Origin of the sequence: Rhodococcus sp. 2G (assembly GCF_001886355.1) — a bacterium.
Lineage (GTDB): Bacteria > Actinomycetota > Actinomycetes > Mycobacteriales > Mycobacteriaceae > Rhodococcus > Rhodococcus pyridinivorans.
Map to the genome: position 1 here is coordinate 2,578,325 of NZ_CP018063.1, position 15,585 is coordinate 2,593,909.

The window sequence follows — 15,585 nt, forward strand, 5'->3', positions numbered from 1 at the left end:
TCAGGGGGGTCGCCCGTCAGGCGGCGTCCACCGTCCGTGCCGTTCCACCGGCCGGTGAGCCGCCGACCGGCAGGAACGTCACGGCCTCGACCGGGCGCTCGGCACGGACCGCGCGGGCGCATCGGGCTGCGAGATCGTGCCGGTCCCGACCCGGATGTTCGAGCGGAGCGAGCACGACTTCGACGACGACACCGCGGTTCCGGAGCATCCGCCGGATCGAGGAACCGATCGTCTCGTCACCGACGAAGGCCGGCGCGGCGGTGAGGTCTCCCCCGCGCTTGCCGTATCGCAGGCCGACGGGCTGGACGGGGCACTGCGCGTCCACGGCCGCCTGCAGCAGGGCGGGGCGGAAACCGCCGTGGGACCGTCCGCATCGCGTCGTGCCCTCGGGGAAGACGGCGACGCACCCGCCCTCCAGCAAGCGGGTGCGTACTCGCTCGATCACGGCGGGCAGCAGTCGCAGTCGTTCCCGTTCGATGGGGATGACACGCATCCGGCGTGCGAGCGCGCCCAGCAGGCCCCAGTCGAGCAGGTCCGCTCGTGCGACGAACTCCGCGGGAGCGACTGCGGTGAGGACGAGGACATCCGTCCACGAGATGTGCGGTGCAACGACGAGCACGCCCCCTGCGCGCGCCCGTCGGTCACGCCGATCGTCGATCGTCGGACGGATGCCTACGCACCACAACAACAGGCGCGCACTGCGCCGCACCGTGCTCTCCCGACGCGCCGCGGGAATCATCCGTCCTGCCAGCAGGAGCGGCACCACCGTCAGCACGACCGCGACCGTCGCGATGCGCAACCACACCGTCGGCAGACCCACACGATCCGTCCCGTCCGGCAGGCACCGGATCCCGCACGGACTCGACGGCATCCACGCGTGCACCCGTGTCGTACCGACCCGAGTCACCGCGACCCCCGCTCGGCACGCTCGGCGGCCGCGCGCAGGCGGGCGAGATAGCGGGTGTCCGCCCGGTCCACGGCTAGTATCGCGACGAAGTCGGCGACCCCGAAGTCCGGATCGTGGGCCGGTTCACCACAGATCCGGGCACCGAGCCGCAGGTATCCGCGCAGGAGCGGCGGGACCACGGGACGCGGCAACGGAGCGATCTCGTCGAGCGGGTGGCCGTCGACCATCACGGGATTCAGCGGTCGGACCCGCGCTGCGGGTTCGACGGCGTGTCGTTCGAGCAGCAGGTCGCGCACGGCCCGGACGTTCGACGCCTCGGGTTCGTCGGGCGTCGTGCGCATGGGCACCGAGACGCATCCGACGACCTCGTTGTGTCCGGTCGCCTCGAGATAGTGCAGGATGCCGGCCCACATCAGGGTGAGGACCGATCCGGAACGGTGGGCTGGATCGACGCAGGCCCTGCCCATCTCCACCAGGCCGCGCCCGTGTGGGTCGAGTGCGGAGAGATCGAATTCGGTGGCGGTGTAGTACCCACCGGCCTCGCGGGCGGCTTCGGGCGGCAGCATCCGGTAACAGCCGACGACGTCGTCGGTGACCCGATCGCGCACCAGCACGTGGTCGCAGAACTCGTCGAACCGGTCGGCGTCGGATCCGCCCCCCGCATCGGGGATCCGGAAGCCGGGTTCACCGGAGAAAACCCGGTACCGAAGGCGTTGCGCAGCCAGGCGATCCGACGCTTCCGTCGACACGACGAGGGAGTAGCGGGGGCCGGACAGGACGGGAGCGGTGAACCCACTCGGGCGGTACAGCACCGGCGATGTGGTCATGCCCCAAGGTGTAACGACCGTGGGAGGCGCGCCGGCGGCGACGGGGTGTCGCGGCGATGCATCGCCGATGAACACTCCCGCAGAATGCACGCGGCCCCGCTCCTTTCGAAGGAGCGGGGCCGCGCAGGGATCGATCTGCCGGAGCGGATCAGCCCTTGTGCTTCTTGACCTCTTCGGTCAGCTGCGGAGCGACGTTGAACAGGTCGCCGACGACGCCGTAGTCCGCGATCTCGAAAATCGGGGCCTCTTCGTCCTTGTTGACGGCGACGATGGTCTTCGACGTCTGCATGCCGGCGCGGTGCTGGATGGCGCCGGAGATGCCGAGCGCGACGTACAGCTGCGGGGAGACCGTCTTACCGGTCTGACCGACCTGGAACTGGCCCGGGTAGTAGCCCGAGTCGACGGCGGCGCGGGAAGCACCGACGGCGGCACCGAGCGAGTCGGCGAGCTCCTCGACGACGGAGAACTTGTCGGCCGAACCGACACCGCGGCCACCGGAGACGACGATCGACGCCTCGGTCAGCTCCGGACGGTCGCCGCCGACGATCGGATCGCGCGAGACGATCTTCACGGCGTTCTCTTCCTGGGCCGGAACCTCGACGGCCACACGCTCGGCCGCGGCAGCCTCGGGCTTGGCCTCGATGGCGCCCGGGCGGATGGAGATCACGGGGACCTCACCGTTGGCCTTGGCGTCGACGGTGAACGCGCCACCGAAGATCGAGTGCACGGCGGAGCCGTCGGCCTTGACGTCGACGACATCGACGAGCAGACCGGAGCCGATGCGGGCGGCGAGGCGGCCCGACACCTCCTTGCCCTCGACGGACGCGGCGGTGATGACGGCGGCGGGGCTGGTGGACTCGACGAGCGACGCGAGGACGTCGACCTTCGGGGTCACCAGGTAGTTGTCGACGTCTTCGGACTCGGCGGCGTAGACCTTGACCGCACCGGCGGCGGCGAGGGCGTCCTGCAGCGCGTCGGCGGTGCCGGGGGCACCTGCGACGACGGCGGAGGGCTCGCCGAGCACACGCGCGGCGGTGATGAGTTCGGTGCTGACCTTCTTGAGCGCGCCCTCGGCATGCTCGACGAGCACGAGTACTTCTGCCATTACTACTTCTCTCCTAGATATGTCAGATGTTGTCGCGGGGCGCGATCAGATGATCTTCTGGCCGACCAGGTACTGAGCGATCTTGCTGCCGCCGTCGCCCTCGTCGGTGACGCGCTCACCCGCGGTGCGCGGGGGCTTCGGAGTCACACCGGTGACGGTGGACGCAGCGTTCGCAACACCGAAGATCTCGGGATCGAGACCGATGTCGGCGAGGGTGAGGGTCTGAACTTCCTTCTTCTTCGCGGCCATGATGCCCTTGAAGGAGGGGAAGCGGGGCTCGTTGATCTTCTCGGTGACCGAGACGATGGCGGGGAGCGGAGCCTCGATGCCGAAGACGCCCTCGTCGGTCTCGCGCTCGCCGGAGGCCTTGCCGTCCGCGATCGTGAGCTTGCGCAGGTGCGTCAGGTGGGGCAGGCCCAGGTACTCGGCGATGATCGCGGGCACGGCGCCCACGCGACCGTCGGTGGCCTCGTTACCGGCGATGACCAGCTCGACACCCTCGATCTGGCCGAGCGCAGCGGCGATCGCGTACGCGGTCTGGATCGAGTCGGAGCCGTGCATGGCGGGATCGTTGAGGTGGATCGCCTTGTCGGCGCCCATGGACAGCGCCTTGCGGATGGCGTCGGTGGCGCGGTCCGGGCCGGCGGTCAGAACGGTGACCTCACCGCCGTCGCGCTCCTTGATGAGCAGAGCTTCCTCGACGGCGCGCTCGTTGATCTCGTCGAGCACGGCGTCGGCGGCCTCACGGTCGAGCGTGTAGTCGCCGTCGCTGAGCTTGCGCTCGGACCACGTGTCGGGGACCTGCTTGATCAAAACGACGATGTTCGTCATGGGTCTGCGTCGACCTCCTGTGTGTAGCTGCCTTTGGTCGGCAAGGCGCTGCCTGAACCGAGCACTCGTGTCTTTCGCACGGCGTGTGCGATAGATTATCAGCCGCTAAGTTACCAGTCAGTAACTTGACGGGATTCCCGGTTCACCATAGCCGTACGGAAGGACGACGAAACCTGTGATCTGGAACACCGGAGACCACCCCTCCGGGGAGAGGTCTAATGTCGTGGCGGTGAGCGACACCCCCGCCCGCGCCGATGACGCGCACGCCCTCCCCCTCACCGGCGAACGGACGGTCCCCGGCATCGCCGAGGAGAACTATTGGTTCCGACGTCACGAGGTCGTCTACCAGAACTTTCTCCCCCGTTGCGTGAACCGGGCCGTGCTCGAGGCCGGCGCCGGCGAAGGCTACGGGGCCGACATGATCGCCGATGTGGCGACGCGCGTGATCGGCCTCGACTACGACGAGAGCGCCGTCGCACACATCCGCGCGCGCTACCCCCGCGTGGACATCCGGCACGGAAACCTCGCCGAACTTCCCCTCGAGGACGAATCGGTCGATACGGTCGTGAACTTCCAGGTGATCGAGCATTTGTGGGATCAGACACAGTTCTTACGCGAATGTCACCGCGTTCTCACCCCCGGCGGCGAATTGCTCATCAGCACTCCCAACCGGATCACCTTCTCCCCCGGCCGCGACACCCCGCTCAACCCCTTCCACACCCGTGAGCTGAACGCCGCCGAACTGACCGAACTGCTCGAGGACGCCGGCTTCCGCGTCGAACTCATGACCGGCGTGCACCACGGCCCCACGCTGCGCGCACTCGATGCCAAGCACAGCGGATCGTTCATCGACGCCCAGATCGAGCGCGCCCTCGCCGGGCAGCCGTGGCCGGACGATCTCACCGCCGACGTCGCGATGGTCTCCACCGACGACTTCGCCATCGTCCCCGAGAACATCGATGCGAGCCTCGATCTGGTCGCGATCGCCGTGAAGGACCCCGCAGCGAAGGACACCGCTCCGTGAGTGCCGCATCGTCCCGCGAACCCGGGATGTTCGCGCTCGTCCTCCACTCCCACCTCCCGTGGCTCGCCCACCACGGCCGGTGGCCCGTCGGCGAGGAATGGCTCTACCAGTCGTGGGCAGCGACCTATCTGCCCGTCACCGACGTGCTGCGGCGGCTCGCCGCCGAAGGCCGAACCCGGATGCTCACACTCGGCATCACCCCGGTACTGGCCGCGCAACTCGACGACCCGCACTGCCTCGCCGGGATGCACCACTGGCTCGGCAACTGGCAACTGCGCGCGCACGAGGCGGCCGGCATGCGGGAGGAGTCCTACCGCGCACTCGGCGCCCGCGAGCACCGCGCCGCCACCGCGGCACTGGAGGACTTCGAAACCCAATGGCGCCACGGCGGATCCCCCGTCGTGCGGCAGCTGATCGACGCCGACGCGATCGAACTGCTCGGTGGGCCTCTCGCCCATCCGTTCCAGCCCCTCCTCGACCCGCGACTGCGCACCTTCTCGTTGTCCGAAGGTCTCGCCGACGCGCACGCCCGCTGGAACCATCGCCCCCGCGGCATCTGGGGCCCGGAATGCGGTTACACGCCGGGCATGGAGAACGATTACGCCGCAGCGGGAGTCGAGCACTTCATGGTCGACGGTCCTGCGCTGCGCGGCGACACCTCGCTCGGCCGCACGGTCCGCGACTCGGACGTCGTGTGTTTCGGCCGCGACCTGCAGGTCTCGTACCGGGTGTGGTCGCCGAAGTCCGGCTATCCCGGCCACTCCGCCTACCGCGACTTCCACACCTACTGCCACGACACCGGACTCAAACCGTCCCGCGTCACGGGCCGCACGGTGCCCTCGCACGAGAAGGCGCCCTACGATCCCGAACTCGCGTCGCACGCCGTCGACCGGCACGTCGCCGACTTCGTCGAGACCGTCCGGCAGCGATTGCGCAGCGAATCCGGCCGCATCGGCCGGGACGCACTCGTCGTCGCGGCCTTCGACACGGAACTGTTCGGCCACTGGTGGTTCGAAGGTCCGATCTTCCTCGAACGACTGCTCCGCGCGCTTCCCGAGGCCGGCATCGAGGTGGGAACCCTCGCCGATGCCCGCGACCGCGGATACGTCGGCGCCTCCGTCGATCTCGAGAATTCGTCGTGGGGTTCGGGCAAGGACTGGCGGGTCTGGGCCGGCGACCAGGTCGCCGATCTCGTGCGTCTCAACGACGAGGTGGTGCGCACGACCCTCGACAGCATCGACAAGTCCCGCGAGCAGAGCACGTCGTCGGTCGCGCTCCGCAACCGCGTGCACGACCAGATGGTGCGCGAAGCGCTGCTGACGGTCTCCAGCGACTGGGCGTTCATGGTCAGCAAGGACACCGCCGCCGCCTATGCCCGCGACCGCGCGCACAAACACGCCCACGCCCTTCGTGAGATCGCCGAGGCGGTCGACTCCGGACGCACCGAGACGGCACGGCGTCTGGCCGACGGATGGAACCGCGCCGACAATCTCTTCCCAGGACTCGACGCCCGACGACTGCCCGGACGCCACGGAGGCCCGCGATGAAGATTCTGCTCGTCTCATGGGAGTACCCACCCGTCGTCGTTGGCGGCCTGGGCAGACACGTCCATCATCTCGCCACCGAACTCGCCGCGGCGGGCAACGAGGTGGTGGTGCTGTCACGTCGCCCGACCGGCACCGATGCGTCGACCCACCCCACGATCAGCCACATCGCCGACGGCGTGCTCGTGGTGGCGGTCGCGGAGGACGCACCCCACTTCGACTTCGGCGAGGACATGATCGCCTGGACGCTGGCGATGGGCCACGCGATGGTCCGCGCCGGGATCGGGCTGACCCGCGGCGGCATCGGCGAAGGTTGGTATCCGGACGTCGTCCACGCCCACGACTGGCTCGTCGCCCACCCCGCGATCGCGCTGGCCGAGTACTTCGACGTGCCGCTCGTGTCGACCCTGCACGCGACCGAGGCCGGTCGCCACAGCGGTTGGCTGTCGGGCCGGATCAACCGCCAGGTGCATTCCGTCGAGTGGTGGCTCGCCAACGAATCCGACCGTCTCATCACGTGTTCGGCGTCGATGCACGACGAGGTCACCGAGTTGTACGGTCCGGACCTGCCGGAGATCTCCGTGATCCGCAACGGCATCGACATCACCACCTGGTCGTACCGCGACCGCGAACCGCGTCCCGGGCCGGCACGACTGCTGTACGTCGGCCGCCTCGAATACGAGAAGGGTGTGCAGGACGCGATCGCCGCGCTCCCCCGCATCCGCCGCTCGCATCCCGGCACGACCCTCGTGGTCGCCGGTGAGGGCACCCAGTTCGAGTGGCTGCGCGAGCAGGCACGCGTACACCGCGTCGCACGCTCGGTGAGTTTCCTCGGCAACCTCGACCACACCGAACTGCTCGGCTGGCTGCACGGCGCCGACGCGATCGTGCTGCCGAGCCGCTACGAGCCGTTCGGCATCATCGCCCTCGAGGCCGCCGCAGCGGGTACCCCGCTCATCGCGTCCACCGCCGGCGGCCTGGGCGAAGCCGTGGTCGACGGCGTGACCGGACTGTCGTTCCGGCCCGGCGACGTGGCCGGACTCGTCTCGGCCGTCCGGGAAACCCTCGACGATCCCGAGGCCGCCCGAGTGCGCGCGCGGGCGGCCCGGGCACGACTGACCGACGACTTCGACTGGCGCCGCGTCGCCGAAGAAACCGCGCAGGTCTACTCGTCGGCGAAGCGGCGGGTGCGTCACCCGCTCGCACGCCCCACGGTCCCCCAACGTCCCCTCCCGGACCGCGGATGAACGAGCAGCACACGGTCCAAATCGAGCGCCTGGCACCGCACGAATCCGATATCGTCGCCGTCACCGCACTGCTCAACGCGGTCTACGCGGTGGCCGAGGACGGCATGTGGGTACCGGGCACCACACGGACCGACACGGACGAGATCACCCGATATGCGCGGGAGGGCAGCATTCGCATCGCCCGCTCGCACGGCCGGGTGGTCGGCTGTATCCGAGTAACCCCGGTCGACGCGACGACGGCCGAGTTCGGGATGCTCGCCTCCGACCCGAAGGTCCGCGGCACGGGCGTCGGCCGCGTCCTGATCGACACCGTCGAGACGGAGTTCGCCGAGCGAGGTTTCGAGGCAATGCAACTCGAGGTGATCCGTCCGCGCGACACCTCACACGAGTCGAAGGTGTTCCTCGACCGGCTCTACACCCGGCTCGGGTACGTGCCGGAGGAGCCCGCGCCGCTCGATACGCGCCATCCGGAACTCGTTCCGGCTCTTGCGGTCCTATGTGAAACGGTCGTCTACCGGAAGCCACTGGGCCGACCCTGAGTCGACCTTCGACTCACGAGGTAGCGGACAACTCGGCCGGAGCGAGCGGCGGCTGCCGATCGAACCACGGCCGGGCCTGTTCGAGTTCGCCTGCGAGGGCGAGGAGCACACTCTCCCCACCGAGTGGGCCGACGAACTGCACCCCGAGCGGCAGACCGGACACCGTCCAGTGCAACGGCACCGAGATCGCCGGGCGCCCGGTGATATTGGCCAGCTGCGTGTAGGGGGTGCGCCCCAGATTGTCGTCCACCACCCGGTCGATGAAACCGGCCCGGGTCGCGATCCACGCGGTGCGGGTAGGCAGGAGCGCCTCGCCGGCACGCCGCATCCAGCGGGGCGTGTCGAGTTCGCCGATGCGCGACGGCGGGAAGGCGAGTGTCGGCGTGAGCAGCAGATCGTAGCGTTCGTGGAACTGCGCGAGACCGCTCGCGTACTCGGCCCAGCGGGCATGGGCCGCAATGTAGTCCGACGCCGAGGTCGCCTTGCCTACGGCGGCGATGATGCGGGTGTCGAACTCGAAGTCCTCGGGTCGTGCTCCGGTGAGGCGGCAGGCCTCGGCGACCTCCGCGGCAGCCGTGGCGAACCACATGATGAGGAAGTCCTCTGCGAGACGCCGTTCGTCGATACCCGTCGAGGCGGGTTCGACGTGATGGCCGAGTTCCTCGAGCACCGCGACGGCAGCGTCCACCGCGGCCTTTGCCTCCGGATCGACCGGCGTCCCGATCGGTGACGCGGTCTCGTATCCGATCCGCAACCGCTTCGGCGCCGAGCGCGCGGCCTCCGCGTACGACCGGGCACGCTCGACGAGATACGGCCCACCCGCGTACGGGCCCGCCATGACGTCGAGGAAGGCAGCGGCGTCGCGCACCGTCCGGCAGATCACCCCGTTGGTAGCCGCGCCGTGCAGCGGTTCCCCGCCGCGCATACCGGTGGGCACGAGTCCGCGTCCGGGCTTGAGCCCGAGGAGCCCGCAGCAGGCGGCGGGAATGCGGATGGAGCCGCCGCCGTCGCTCGCTCCCGCCGCGGGAACGACGCCGGCCGCGACCGCCGCGGCGGAACCACCCGATGACCCGCCCGGCGTCACCGACGGATCCACGGGTTTCGGGTGGCCCCGAACGCCTCGGGCTCGGTGATGCCCTTCGCCCCGAACTCGGGGGTGTTGGTCTTGGCGAACGGGACCAGGCCGGCTCCGAGCCACCGGTCGACGATCACCGAGTTCTCGTCCATCGGCAGGTCCGCGAGGACACGGGACCCGCACGAGGTCGGCTCACCGGCCAGATCCTGCCCCAGATCCTTGAGCAGGAACGGCACCCCGGCGAACGGACCGTCGAGCGGTTCGCGTGCCAGGACACGGGCCTTGTCGTCGAACCTGCGGACGACGGTGTTCAGTGTCGGTTCGACCGTGTCGAGCCGCGCGATCGCGGTCTCGAGCAACTCGCTCGCCGATACCTGCCCCGTCGCGACGAGTTCGGCCAGGCCGGTCGCGTCGTGACTCCGATACTCCGAGTAATCCATCTGCTGTCCGCCGACAGTGTCCCGGCCCGCGTCGCTACTGGTGGACGCCTGCGGGCGTGTCTACCGACTTCTTCCGTGCGATATCTGCGAGCGCCGCTTCCCGGGCGGCACGCTCGGCAGCGGCGCTCTCCCACGCCACCTTACGGTTCTTCACGACCTTGGCGGGCGAACCCACCGCGATACTGAAATCGGGGATGTCTCCCTTGACGACCGCGTGCGCTCCGAGCACCGAACCGCGGCCGACCCGGGTGCCGCGGAGCACGGTGACCTTCGCGGCGATCCAGGTGTCCGGACCGATCCGGACGGGGCTCTTGACGATGCCCTGGTCCTTGATCGGGTAGGTGATGTCCTCGGTGCGGTGGTCGAAGTCGCAGATGTAGCACCAGTCTGCGACCAGCGTCGACGCGCCGATCTCGATGTCGAGATAGGTGTTGACGACGTTGTCCTTGCCGAAGACGACCTTGTCGCCGATCCGGAGCGAACCCTCGTGGCAGCGGATGGCGTTGCCGTCGCCGATGTGGACCCAGCGGCCGATCTCGAGGCGCGACAGTTCGGGCGTCGCGTGGATCTCGACGTTCTTGCCCAGGAAGACCATGCCGCGCAGCACCACGTGCGGATTGGCCAGCCGGAACTTCGCCAGGCGGTAGTACCGGACCAGGTACCAGGGCGTGTACGCCTTGTTGTCCAGCACCCATTTCAGAGAGGACAGCGTCAGGAATCGTACCTGTTCGGGATCCCTCCGACGGGACCCGCGCCACCTCGCCGTCAGAGGTGCACCCCACATGCTCGTCATAGGGGCAGCCTACGGTCCGCCTCGTTCGCGGCTCACGACCCCCGGCCCGATACGCTGACACGTCGAATCGTTCGCCTGTGGAGGAGTTGAGTGATGCGGGGTGTCCTGCGGACCGCGGTCCCGGCGCTGACGGTAGTCTTCGCGCTGAGCGCGTGCGGCGGTGGGGCCGGCACCGACGACGTGTTGTCGAGCGGTGGCTGGCCGGGACGGCACTCCGATGCCCGCAACAGCAACACCGCGACCGCCGAGAGCGTCGACGACCTCGCGCCCGGCTGGACGCGTCCGCTGGGCGGCCCGGTCGGCTCCCCCGCCGGGATCGCGGCCAACGGCCAGGTCTCGGTGGCGGCCGCGACGGAGGCCGGATGCAATCTGTTCTCCTTCCAGATGGACACGGGCCGCAAGCGCTGGTGCACGCGTCTCGCCCCGGCCGTCACGACGATCACCCCCGTCTCCGACGGCGTCGCGAACATCTACGTCGGTGAGGACGGCGGACTGCTGTCGTTCAACGAGCACGGCCAGCGTCGCTGGCGCATTCCCGTGAGCGGCAGCCCCCGCAGCGCACAGTTCACCTCCGACGGAAGCCTGTTGGTGGTCACGCATTTCGGTCAGGTCAACGTCGTCGACCCGCAGACGGGACAACTCGAGGCACCGCTGTTCGATCTGGTGCCGGTGCCGACCCTCGAGGACGGGCAGAACCTGCCGCGACTCGCGAGCGATCACGGCCTCCCCGCCTGCTTCGGGGGTTCGGAGGACTGCCCGGTCGCCACCACCCCGGCCGTCGACACCGCCACCGACCGTGTCTTCGTCACCGTGTGGCGTCCGGGTTCGGACAGGTCGGCGCTCGTGGCGCTGCGCTACACGGCCGGTGATGACGCCGTGGTCATCGAGGAGTGGTCGGTACCCGACCTCCCCGGAGGTGCGGTGACGAGTCCGGTTCTGTCTGCTGACGGTTCGACCGTCTACGTCCACGACGGGGAGGGTGCCCTGTGGGCGCTCGACGCCGAGACAGGCGAAGCGCGATGGGCCCACGAGACCGGCCGTCCCACGGCGCTCGGTCCCGCCGTCACCGAGGACGGACTGCTGCTCCTCGCGTCGGCCGACGGCAGCGCCCCGCTGACGGCCCTGCGCGACGGCGGCGACAGCGTCGAAGTCGAGTGGGAGCGGGCGGACGTGACTCCGTACGGTGCGCCGGCGGTGACCGCCGACGGCCGGGCCTATGTGGTCGTCGACGGCGATAGGGGTCTCTCAGCGGCGGTGCTCGATCTCGCGGACGGAGCGACGATGGAGGAGGAACCCCTCGATCCCGCCACCGGACTGCCGGTCGGCACCGGCGTCGGCCCGGGCGGGGAGTTCGTGATCACGACCCTCGACGGGGACGTGGTGGTGCTGCGCGAACCGCAGTCCGTGTGAGAACGGCCGCCCGTGTGAGGGCGGTCAGCGCGACGGCGTGCAGACGAAGGCTTCCGGCGTCCGGCCGATGCGGGTGAGCACCACGCTGAGCGAGGCCGACCCGCGCAGTTTCAGGCGCGGACGCAATAACGCCGGGTCGACGTCGACGCCGCGCACGAGGATCTCGACCGCGCCGCAGTCGTGGCGGGCGAGCGCCTGACGGAGTGTCTTCTCGCTGTACTTGAGACGCTCGACGATCCGGAAACCCCGTACTCCGTCGGGCAGGCTGTCGCCGGTGAGATAGGCGATCCGCGGGTCGAGTTGCCACAGTCCGTGGGCTGCCGCGTAGTGGCGGACGAGACCGGCGCGCACGATCGCGCCGTCGGGGTCGACGATCCACTCCCCCGGCTCCCGTTCCGGAATGTCGTCGTCCGCGGCGTCGGTGATCTCGAAACCGGTTCCGTCCGAACGCAGTACTGCAGCCCGTCGGCGCACGCCGGGAGTGCTCAATCCCGGCGAGTACAGGCACGCTTCGCGGACTCCACCGTCGAGCGAGACGACCTCGACCTCACCGACCCAGTCGAACGAGTCGAAATCCAGTCCCGGTGCGCACTTCACGGCGAGATCGCGGCCCGCGTAGGCGTCGAGGAGATCGGGCAGCGGTGGTTGCAGCGCGGCCGGATCGTGGGTCCGTCGCCCGCCCGAACGGCGTGCGGGATCGGCGATGACGGTGGTGCCTCGCGTGACCGGACGCAGGGCGTCGGCGCGCAGGAGGTACGCCCCGGGGACGTTGTGCGCGGCCATCGCCAGCCGCACGTCGTCGAGATCGCTGCCGATCACGGTCTCGGCGACCCCGACGAGTTCAGTGAGCTCGGCGCCGATCGAACACGTCACGTCGTGCACTGTGCGCCCTCGCAACCGCTTCGCGCGGTGGGCCGCGACGCGCGTGGGCGTGGACTGCTGCAGAGCGTCGTCGGTGAGCACCCACTCGCCGCCGCCGGCGATCTTCGCCTCCGTCTTGCGCCGCAGGATGACGGTTTCGACCAGCATTCCGGCACGATCGCCGAAACGCGTACGCGCCCAGCCGATGTCGGCGAGGCGCGTACGCGTCGACAGCTCCCGGTCGGCGACGCTCGCGAGGGCGTCGCGGCCGTCGTCCGACGTCAGGTACTCGACGTCGGCGAGGGTGAAGTCGTAACCCAACTACTTGCCGGGCTTCACACCGGTGATCATGACGTTGTAGAAGAAGCTACGGGGCACGACGTGCTCGAGGATGTTCTCGTCGACCCAGCTCAGCGCCTTCCAGCCACCGAAGGCGAACTTCGCCCAGTTCCAGCCCAGCTTCTCCTGCGGGACGGCGGCCTCGAAGGTGCGCACCGGCCAGCCGAGCAGGGCCGCGGCGAACTCCTCGCTCGACGCCTTGACCTCGACGGCTCCGGCCGAGGAGGCCAGCTTCTCGAGATCGGAAGGATCGAAGGTGTGCAGATCGACGACGGCCTCGAGGGCGGCCGCCCGGGAGGACTCGTCGAGCTCGGTCTGCGGACGACGCCAGTCGCGCAGGAAAGGCAACTTGGTGATGTTGGTGGTGGCCTCCCACGTGACCCGGCCGAGCATGCGGGCGTAGAAGTTGCCGATCGTGCTGGGCTCACCGGCGAAGACGAAACGGCCGCCGGGCTTGAGCACGCGCAGCACCTCGCGCAGCGACTGCTCGACGTCCGGGATGTGGTGCAGCACGGCATGGCCGACCACGAGGTCGAAGGTGTCGTCGTCGTACGGAATGGTCTCGGCGTCGGCAACGCGGCCGTCGACGTCGAGGCCGAGATTCTCGGCGTTGCGGAGCGCGACCTTCACCATGCCGGGCGACAGGTCGGTCACCGAACCGGTCTTCGCGACCCCACCCTGCATGAGGTTGAGGAGGAAGAAGCCCGTGCCGCAGCCGAGTTCGAGTGCGCGCTCGTAGGGCAGCGGCTGATCGCCGGCCGCGGCGACGAACCGCCCCTTGGCGTAGTCGATGCACCGCTCGTCGTACGAGATGGACCATTTCTCGTCGTACGTCTCGGCTTCCCAGTCGTGGTAGAGCACCTGGGCTAGCTTGGTGTCCTCGAGCGCGGCTGCGACCTCTTCGGCAGTGGCGTGCGGATTCGGCGCGGGGTCGACCCCGTCGGTCCTGCTGGCAGTCATGCGGTGATCCTACTCATCGGTAAGCTGTGGACAAGTGCAGGTGCCGGTCGGCATCACTCGCCGACGAACTTCGCCTTGCCCGGCCCGTTCTCGATGAACGATTCGAGGCCGATGGTGCGGTCCTTCGTGGCGAACAGCGCGGCGAAGACGTGCTGTTCGATCTTCAGACCCGTATCCAGATCGGTGTCGAGGCCCTGGTCGATCGCGGCCTTCGCAGCGGCGAGCGCGCGCGAGGCGGCGCCGCTGAACTGCCCGGCCCAGCGACGCGCAGCCTCGTAGACGTCGTCGGGGGCGACGACCTCGTCGACCAGACCGATCGACAGGGCTTCGTCGGCGCCGACGAAACGACCGGTGAAGACGAGATCCTTCGCCTTCGCCGGGCCGACGAGCCGAGCCAGTCGCTGGGTGCCGCCGCCACCGGGGATGATGCCCAGCAGGATCTCGGGCGTGCCGAGCTTGACGTTGTCGCCGACGATGCGCCGGTCGGCGCCGAGGGCGAGTTCGAGGCCACCACCGAGGGCGTAGCCGGTGATCGCGGCGACGGTGGGCTTGGGGATGTCGGCGATCGACCCGAGGGCCGACTGCAGGTCGCCGACGATCTCGCTCATCTGCACGTAGCTCAGGTCGGCCATCTCCTTGATGTCGGCGCCGGCCGCGAACACCTTCTCGCCGCCGTAGACGATCACCGACTTCACGTCGGACCGGACGGTCGCCTCGCGCGCAGCGGCCCGGATCTCCTCCTGGAGCTGCCGGTTCAACGCGTTCATCGGAGGGCGGTCGAGACGGATGGTGCCGATGCCGTCGGAGACGTCGAGGGTCACGAATTCAGCCATGGTCCTCAGCCTAGATGTCGGAGCGCTGGGCCCACGGATGAGTACCGACCTCGTAGTAGGCCTCGTCCCCGTCGAACGCGATGTGGACCGCCCCGTCGCGACGGCTGATGATCGGCAGGATCGGCTCGATGACCGGATCCGCCGCCATGAGGTCGGCGACCGTGGCGAAGCCCGACAGGATCGACAGCTGACTCCACGTGGGCGGGAGCAGGATGCACCGGCCCGACCGCCAGTCGGCGAGGGCCTCCTCCGCGGTCTGCCACTGCACCAGATCGGTCTCGCTGGTGTTGCCGTCGGCCCGCTGTCCTTCCGGTACCGCGGCGACGAAGAAACGCGTATCGTAGCGGCGCCGCTCCCCCAGCGGGGTGATCCAGTTCGCGTGGGGACGCAGCAGGTCGGCGCGCAGCACCAACTGTTCCTTCTCCAGGAAGTCGCCGAAGGACAACTCGCGCGCTTCCAGCAGACGACGCGCCTCCGCGTAGTCACCGGTGTCGGCCACCACCGAATCCTCGGTGGGTCCGGCGAGCAGCACGCCGCACTCCTCGAAGGTCTCGCGCACGGCCGCGAGCACCAGCGCACGGGCCTGCGCCTCGCCGATACCGAACCGCTCGGCCCACCAGGTCACGTCCGGTCCGGTCCACCGCACCTCGGCGTCGGTGTCGGAAGTGTCGACACCCCCGCCGGGGAAGACGGTCATGCCGCCGGCGAAGTCCATGCCGACGACACGACGCTGCAGGAACACCTCGACGCCGCGCGCAGAGTCCCGCACGAGCATCACGGTGGACGCGTCGCGGATGGGTACCGCGGTGGGATCGAAGGTGGATGCCGAGCGATTGTTGGCCATGGCCTC

General features: G+C 69.3%; 14 protein-coding genes and 1 pseudogene. 5 read left to right on the plus strand and 10 right to left on the minus strand.

Annotation, left to right across the window (positions count from 1 at the left end):
• Positions 1–16: 16 nt before the first annotated feature.
• The 4 genes from BO226_RS12180 to BO226_RS12195 form a co-directional block, all read right to left on the minus strand.
• The gene (locus BO226_RS12180; RefSeq protein WP_156895207.1) at positions 17–820 is read right to left on the minus strand and encodes a lysophospholipid acyltransferase family protein; all 804 of its coding nucleotides are present in this window, start codon (positions 818–820) and stop codon (positions 17–19) included.
• A gap of 83 nt (positions 821–903) precedes the next feature.
• Entirely contained in the window at positions 904–1,734 is an 831-nt protein-coding gene (locus BO226_RS12185; protein ID WP_071935352.1) for a GNAT family N-acetyltransferase, read from the minus strand.
• A 148-nt stretch (positions 1,735–1,882) separates the two neighbouring features.
• Entirely contained in the window at positions 1,883–2,839 is a 957-nt protein-coding gene (locus BO226_RS12190) for an electron transfer flavoprotein subunit alpha/FixB family protein (RefSeq protein ID WP_006554564.1), read from the minus strand.
• A 45-nt stretch (positions 2,840–2,884) separates the two neighbouring features.
• Positions 2,885–3,670, minus strand: a complete 786-nt coding sequence (locus BO226_RS12195) for an electron transfer flavoprotein subunit beta/FixA family protein (protein WP_019288406.1) — start codon at positions 3,668–3,670, stop codon at positions 2,885–2,887.
• A gap of 223 nt (positions 3,671–3,893) precedes the next feature.
• Between BO226_RS12195 and BO226_RS12200 the strand changes: the two genes are divergently transcribed.
• From BO226_RS12200 to BO226_RS12215, 4 genes are read left to right on the plus strand one after another with little or no spacing between them, the layout of a single operon-like run.
• Positions 3,894–4,694: a class I SAM-dependent methyltransferase gene (locus BO226_RS12200; RefSeq protein WP_071935353.1), complete on the plus strand. Its 801-nt coding sequence runs from the start codon at positions 3,894–3,896 to the stop codon at positions 4,692–4,694.
• 26 nt (positions 4,695–4,720) lie between these two features.
• Positions 4,721–6,241 (plus strand): 1,4-alpha-glucan branching protein domain-containing protein, encoded by a 1,521-nt coding sequence (locus tag BO226_RS12205; protein ID WP_037216018.1) that lies wholly within the window; start codon positions 4,721–4,723, stop codon positions 6,239–6,241.
• Entirely contained in the window at positions 6,238–7,485 is a 1,248-nt protein-coding gene (locus BO226_RS12210; protein WP_006554568.1) for a glycosyltransferase family 4 protein, read from the plus strand. The genes BO226_RS12205 and BO226_RS12210 overlap by 4 nt, the downstream gene beginning before the upstream one ends.
• Positions 7,482–8,024, plus strand: a complete 543-nt coding sequence (locus BO226_RS12215) for a GNAT family N-acetyltransferase (protein WP_006554569.1) — start codon at positions 7,482–7,484, stop codon at positions 8,022–8,024. The genes BO226_RS12210 and BO226_RS12215 overlap by 4 nt, the downstream gene beginning before the upstream one ends.
• Before the next feature lie 13 nt (positions 8,025–8,037).
• Here the strand turns inward: BO226_RS12215 and BO226_RS12220 are convergent.
• Together BO226_RS12220 and BO226_RS12225 are read right to left on the minus strand one after the other, a co-directional pair.
• Positions 8,038–9,539, minus strand: a pseudogene (locus tag BO226_RS12220) (amidase).
• Between the two features lie 34 nt (positions 9,540–9,573).
• The gene (locus tag BO226_RS12225) at positions 9,574–10,332 is read right to left on the minus strand and encodes an acyltransferase (protein WP_006554571.1); all 759 of its coding nucleotides are present in this window, start codon (positions 10,330–10,332) and stop codon (positions 9,574–9,576) included.
• A gap of 93 nt (positions 10,333–10,425) precedes the next feature.
• Here BO226_RS12225 and BO226_RS12230 point away from each other — a divergent pair, with 93 nt between their 5' ends.
• Complete coding sequence (locus BO226_RS12230) at positions 10,426–11,742, plus strand: outer membrane protein assembly factor BamB family protein (RefSeq protein ID WP_071935354.1); 1,317 nt, start codon at positions 10,426–10,428, stop codon at positions 11,740–11,742.
• Positions 11,743–11,766: 24 nt separating this feature from the next.
• Here BO226_RS12230 and BO226_RS12235 read toward each other — a convergent pair whose 3' ends face one another.
• The 4 genes from BO226_RS12235 to BO226_RS12250 are packed head-to-tail and all read right to left on the minus strand — an operon-like array spanning position 11,767 to position 15,579.
• A complete protein-coding gene (locus BO226_RS12235) occupies positions 11,767–12,924 on the minus strand; it encodes a THUMP-like domain-containing protein (RefSeq protein ID WP_071935355.1) in 1,158 nt (385 codons plus the stop codon).
• A complete protein-coding gene (locus BO226_RS12240; RefSeq protein ID WP_019288412.1) occupies positions 12,925–13,902 on the minus strand; it encodes a class I SAM-dependent methyltransferase in 978 nt (325 codons plus the stop codon).
• 53 nt (positions 13,903–13,955) lie between these two features.
• Complete coding sequence (locus BO226_RS12245) at positions 13,956–14,735, minus strand: enoyl-CoA hydratase-related protein (protein WP_071935357.1); 780 nt, start codon at positions 14,733–14,735, stop codon at positions 13,956–13,958.
• A 10-nt stretch (positions 14,736–14,745) separates the two neighbouring features.
• Complete coding sequence (locus tag BO226_RS12250) at positions 14,746–15,579, minus strand: NUDIX hydrolase (RefSeq protein WP_006554576.1); 834 nt, start codon at positions 15,577–15,579, stop codon at positions 14,746–14,748.
• Positions 15,580–15,585: the final 6 nt, after the last annotated feature.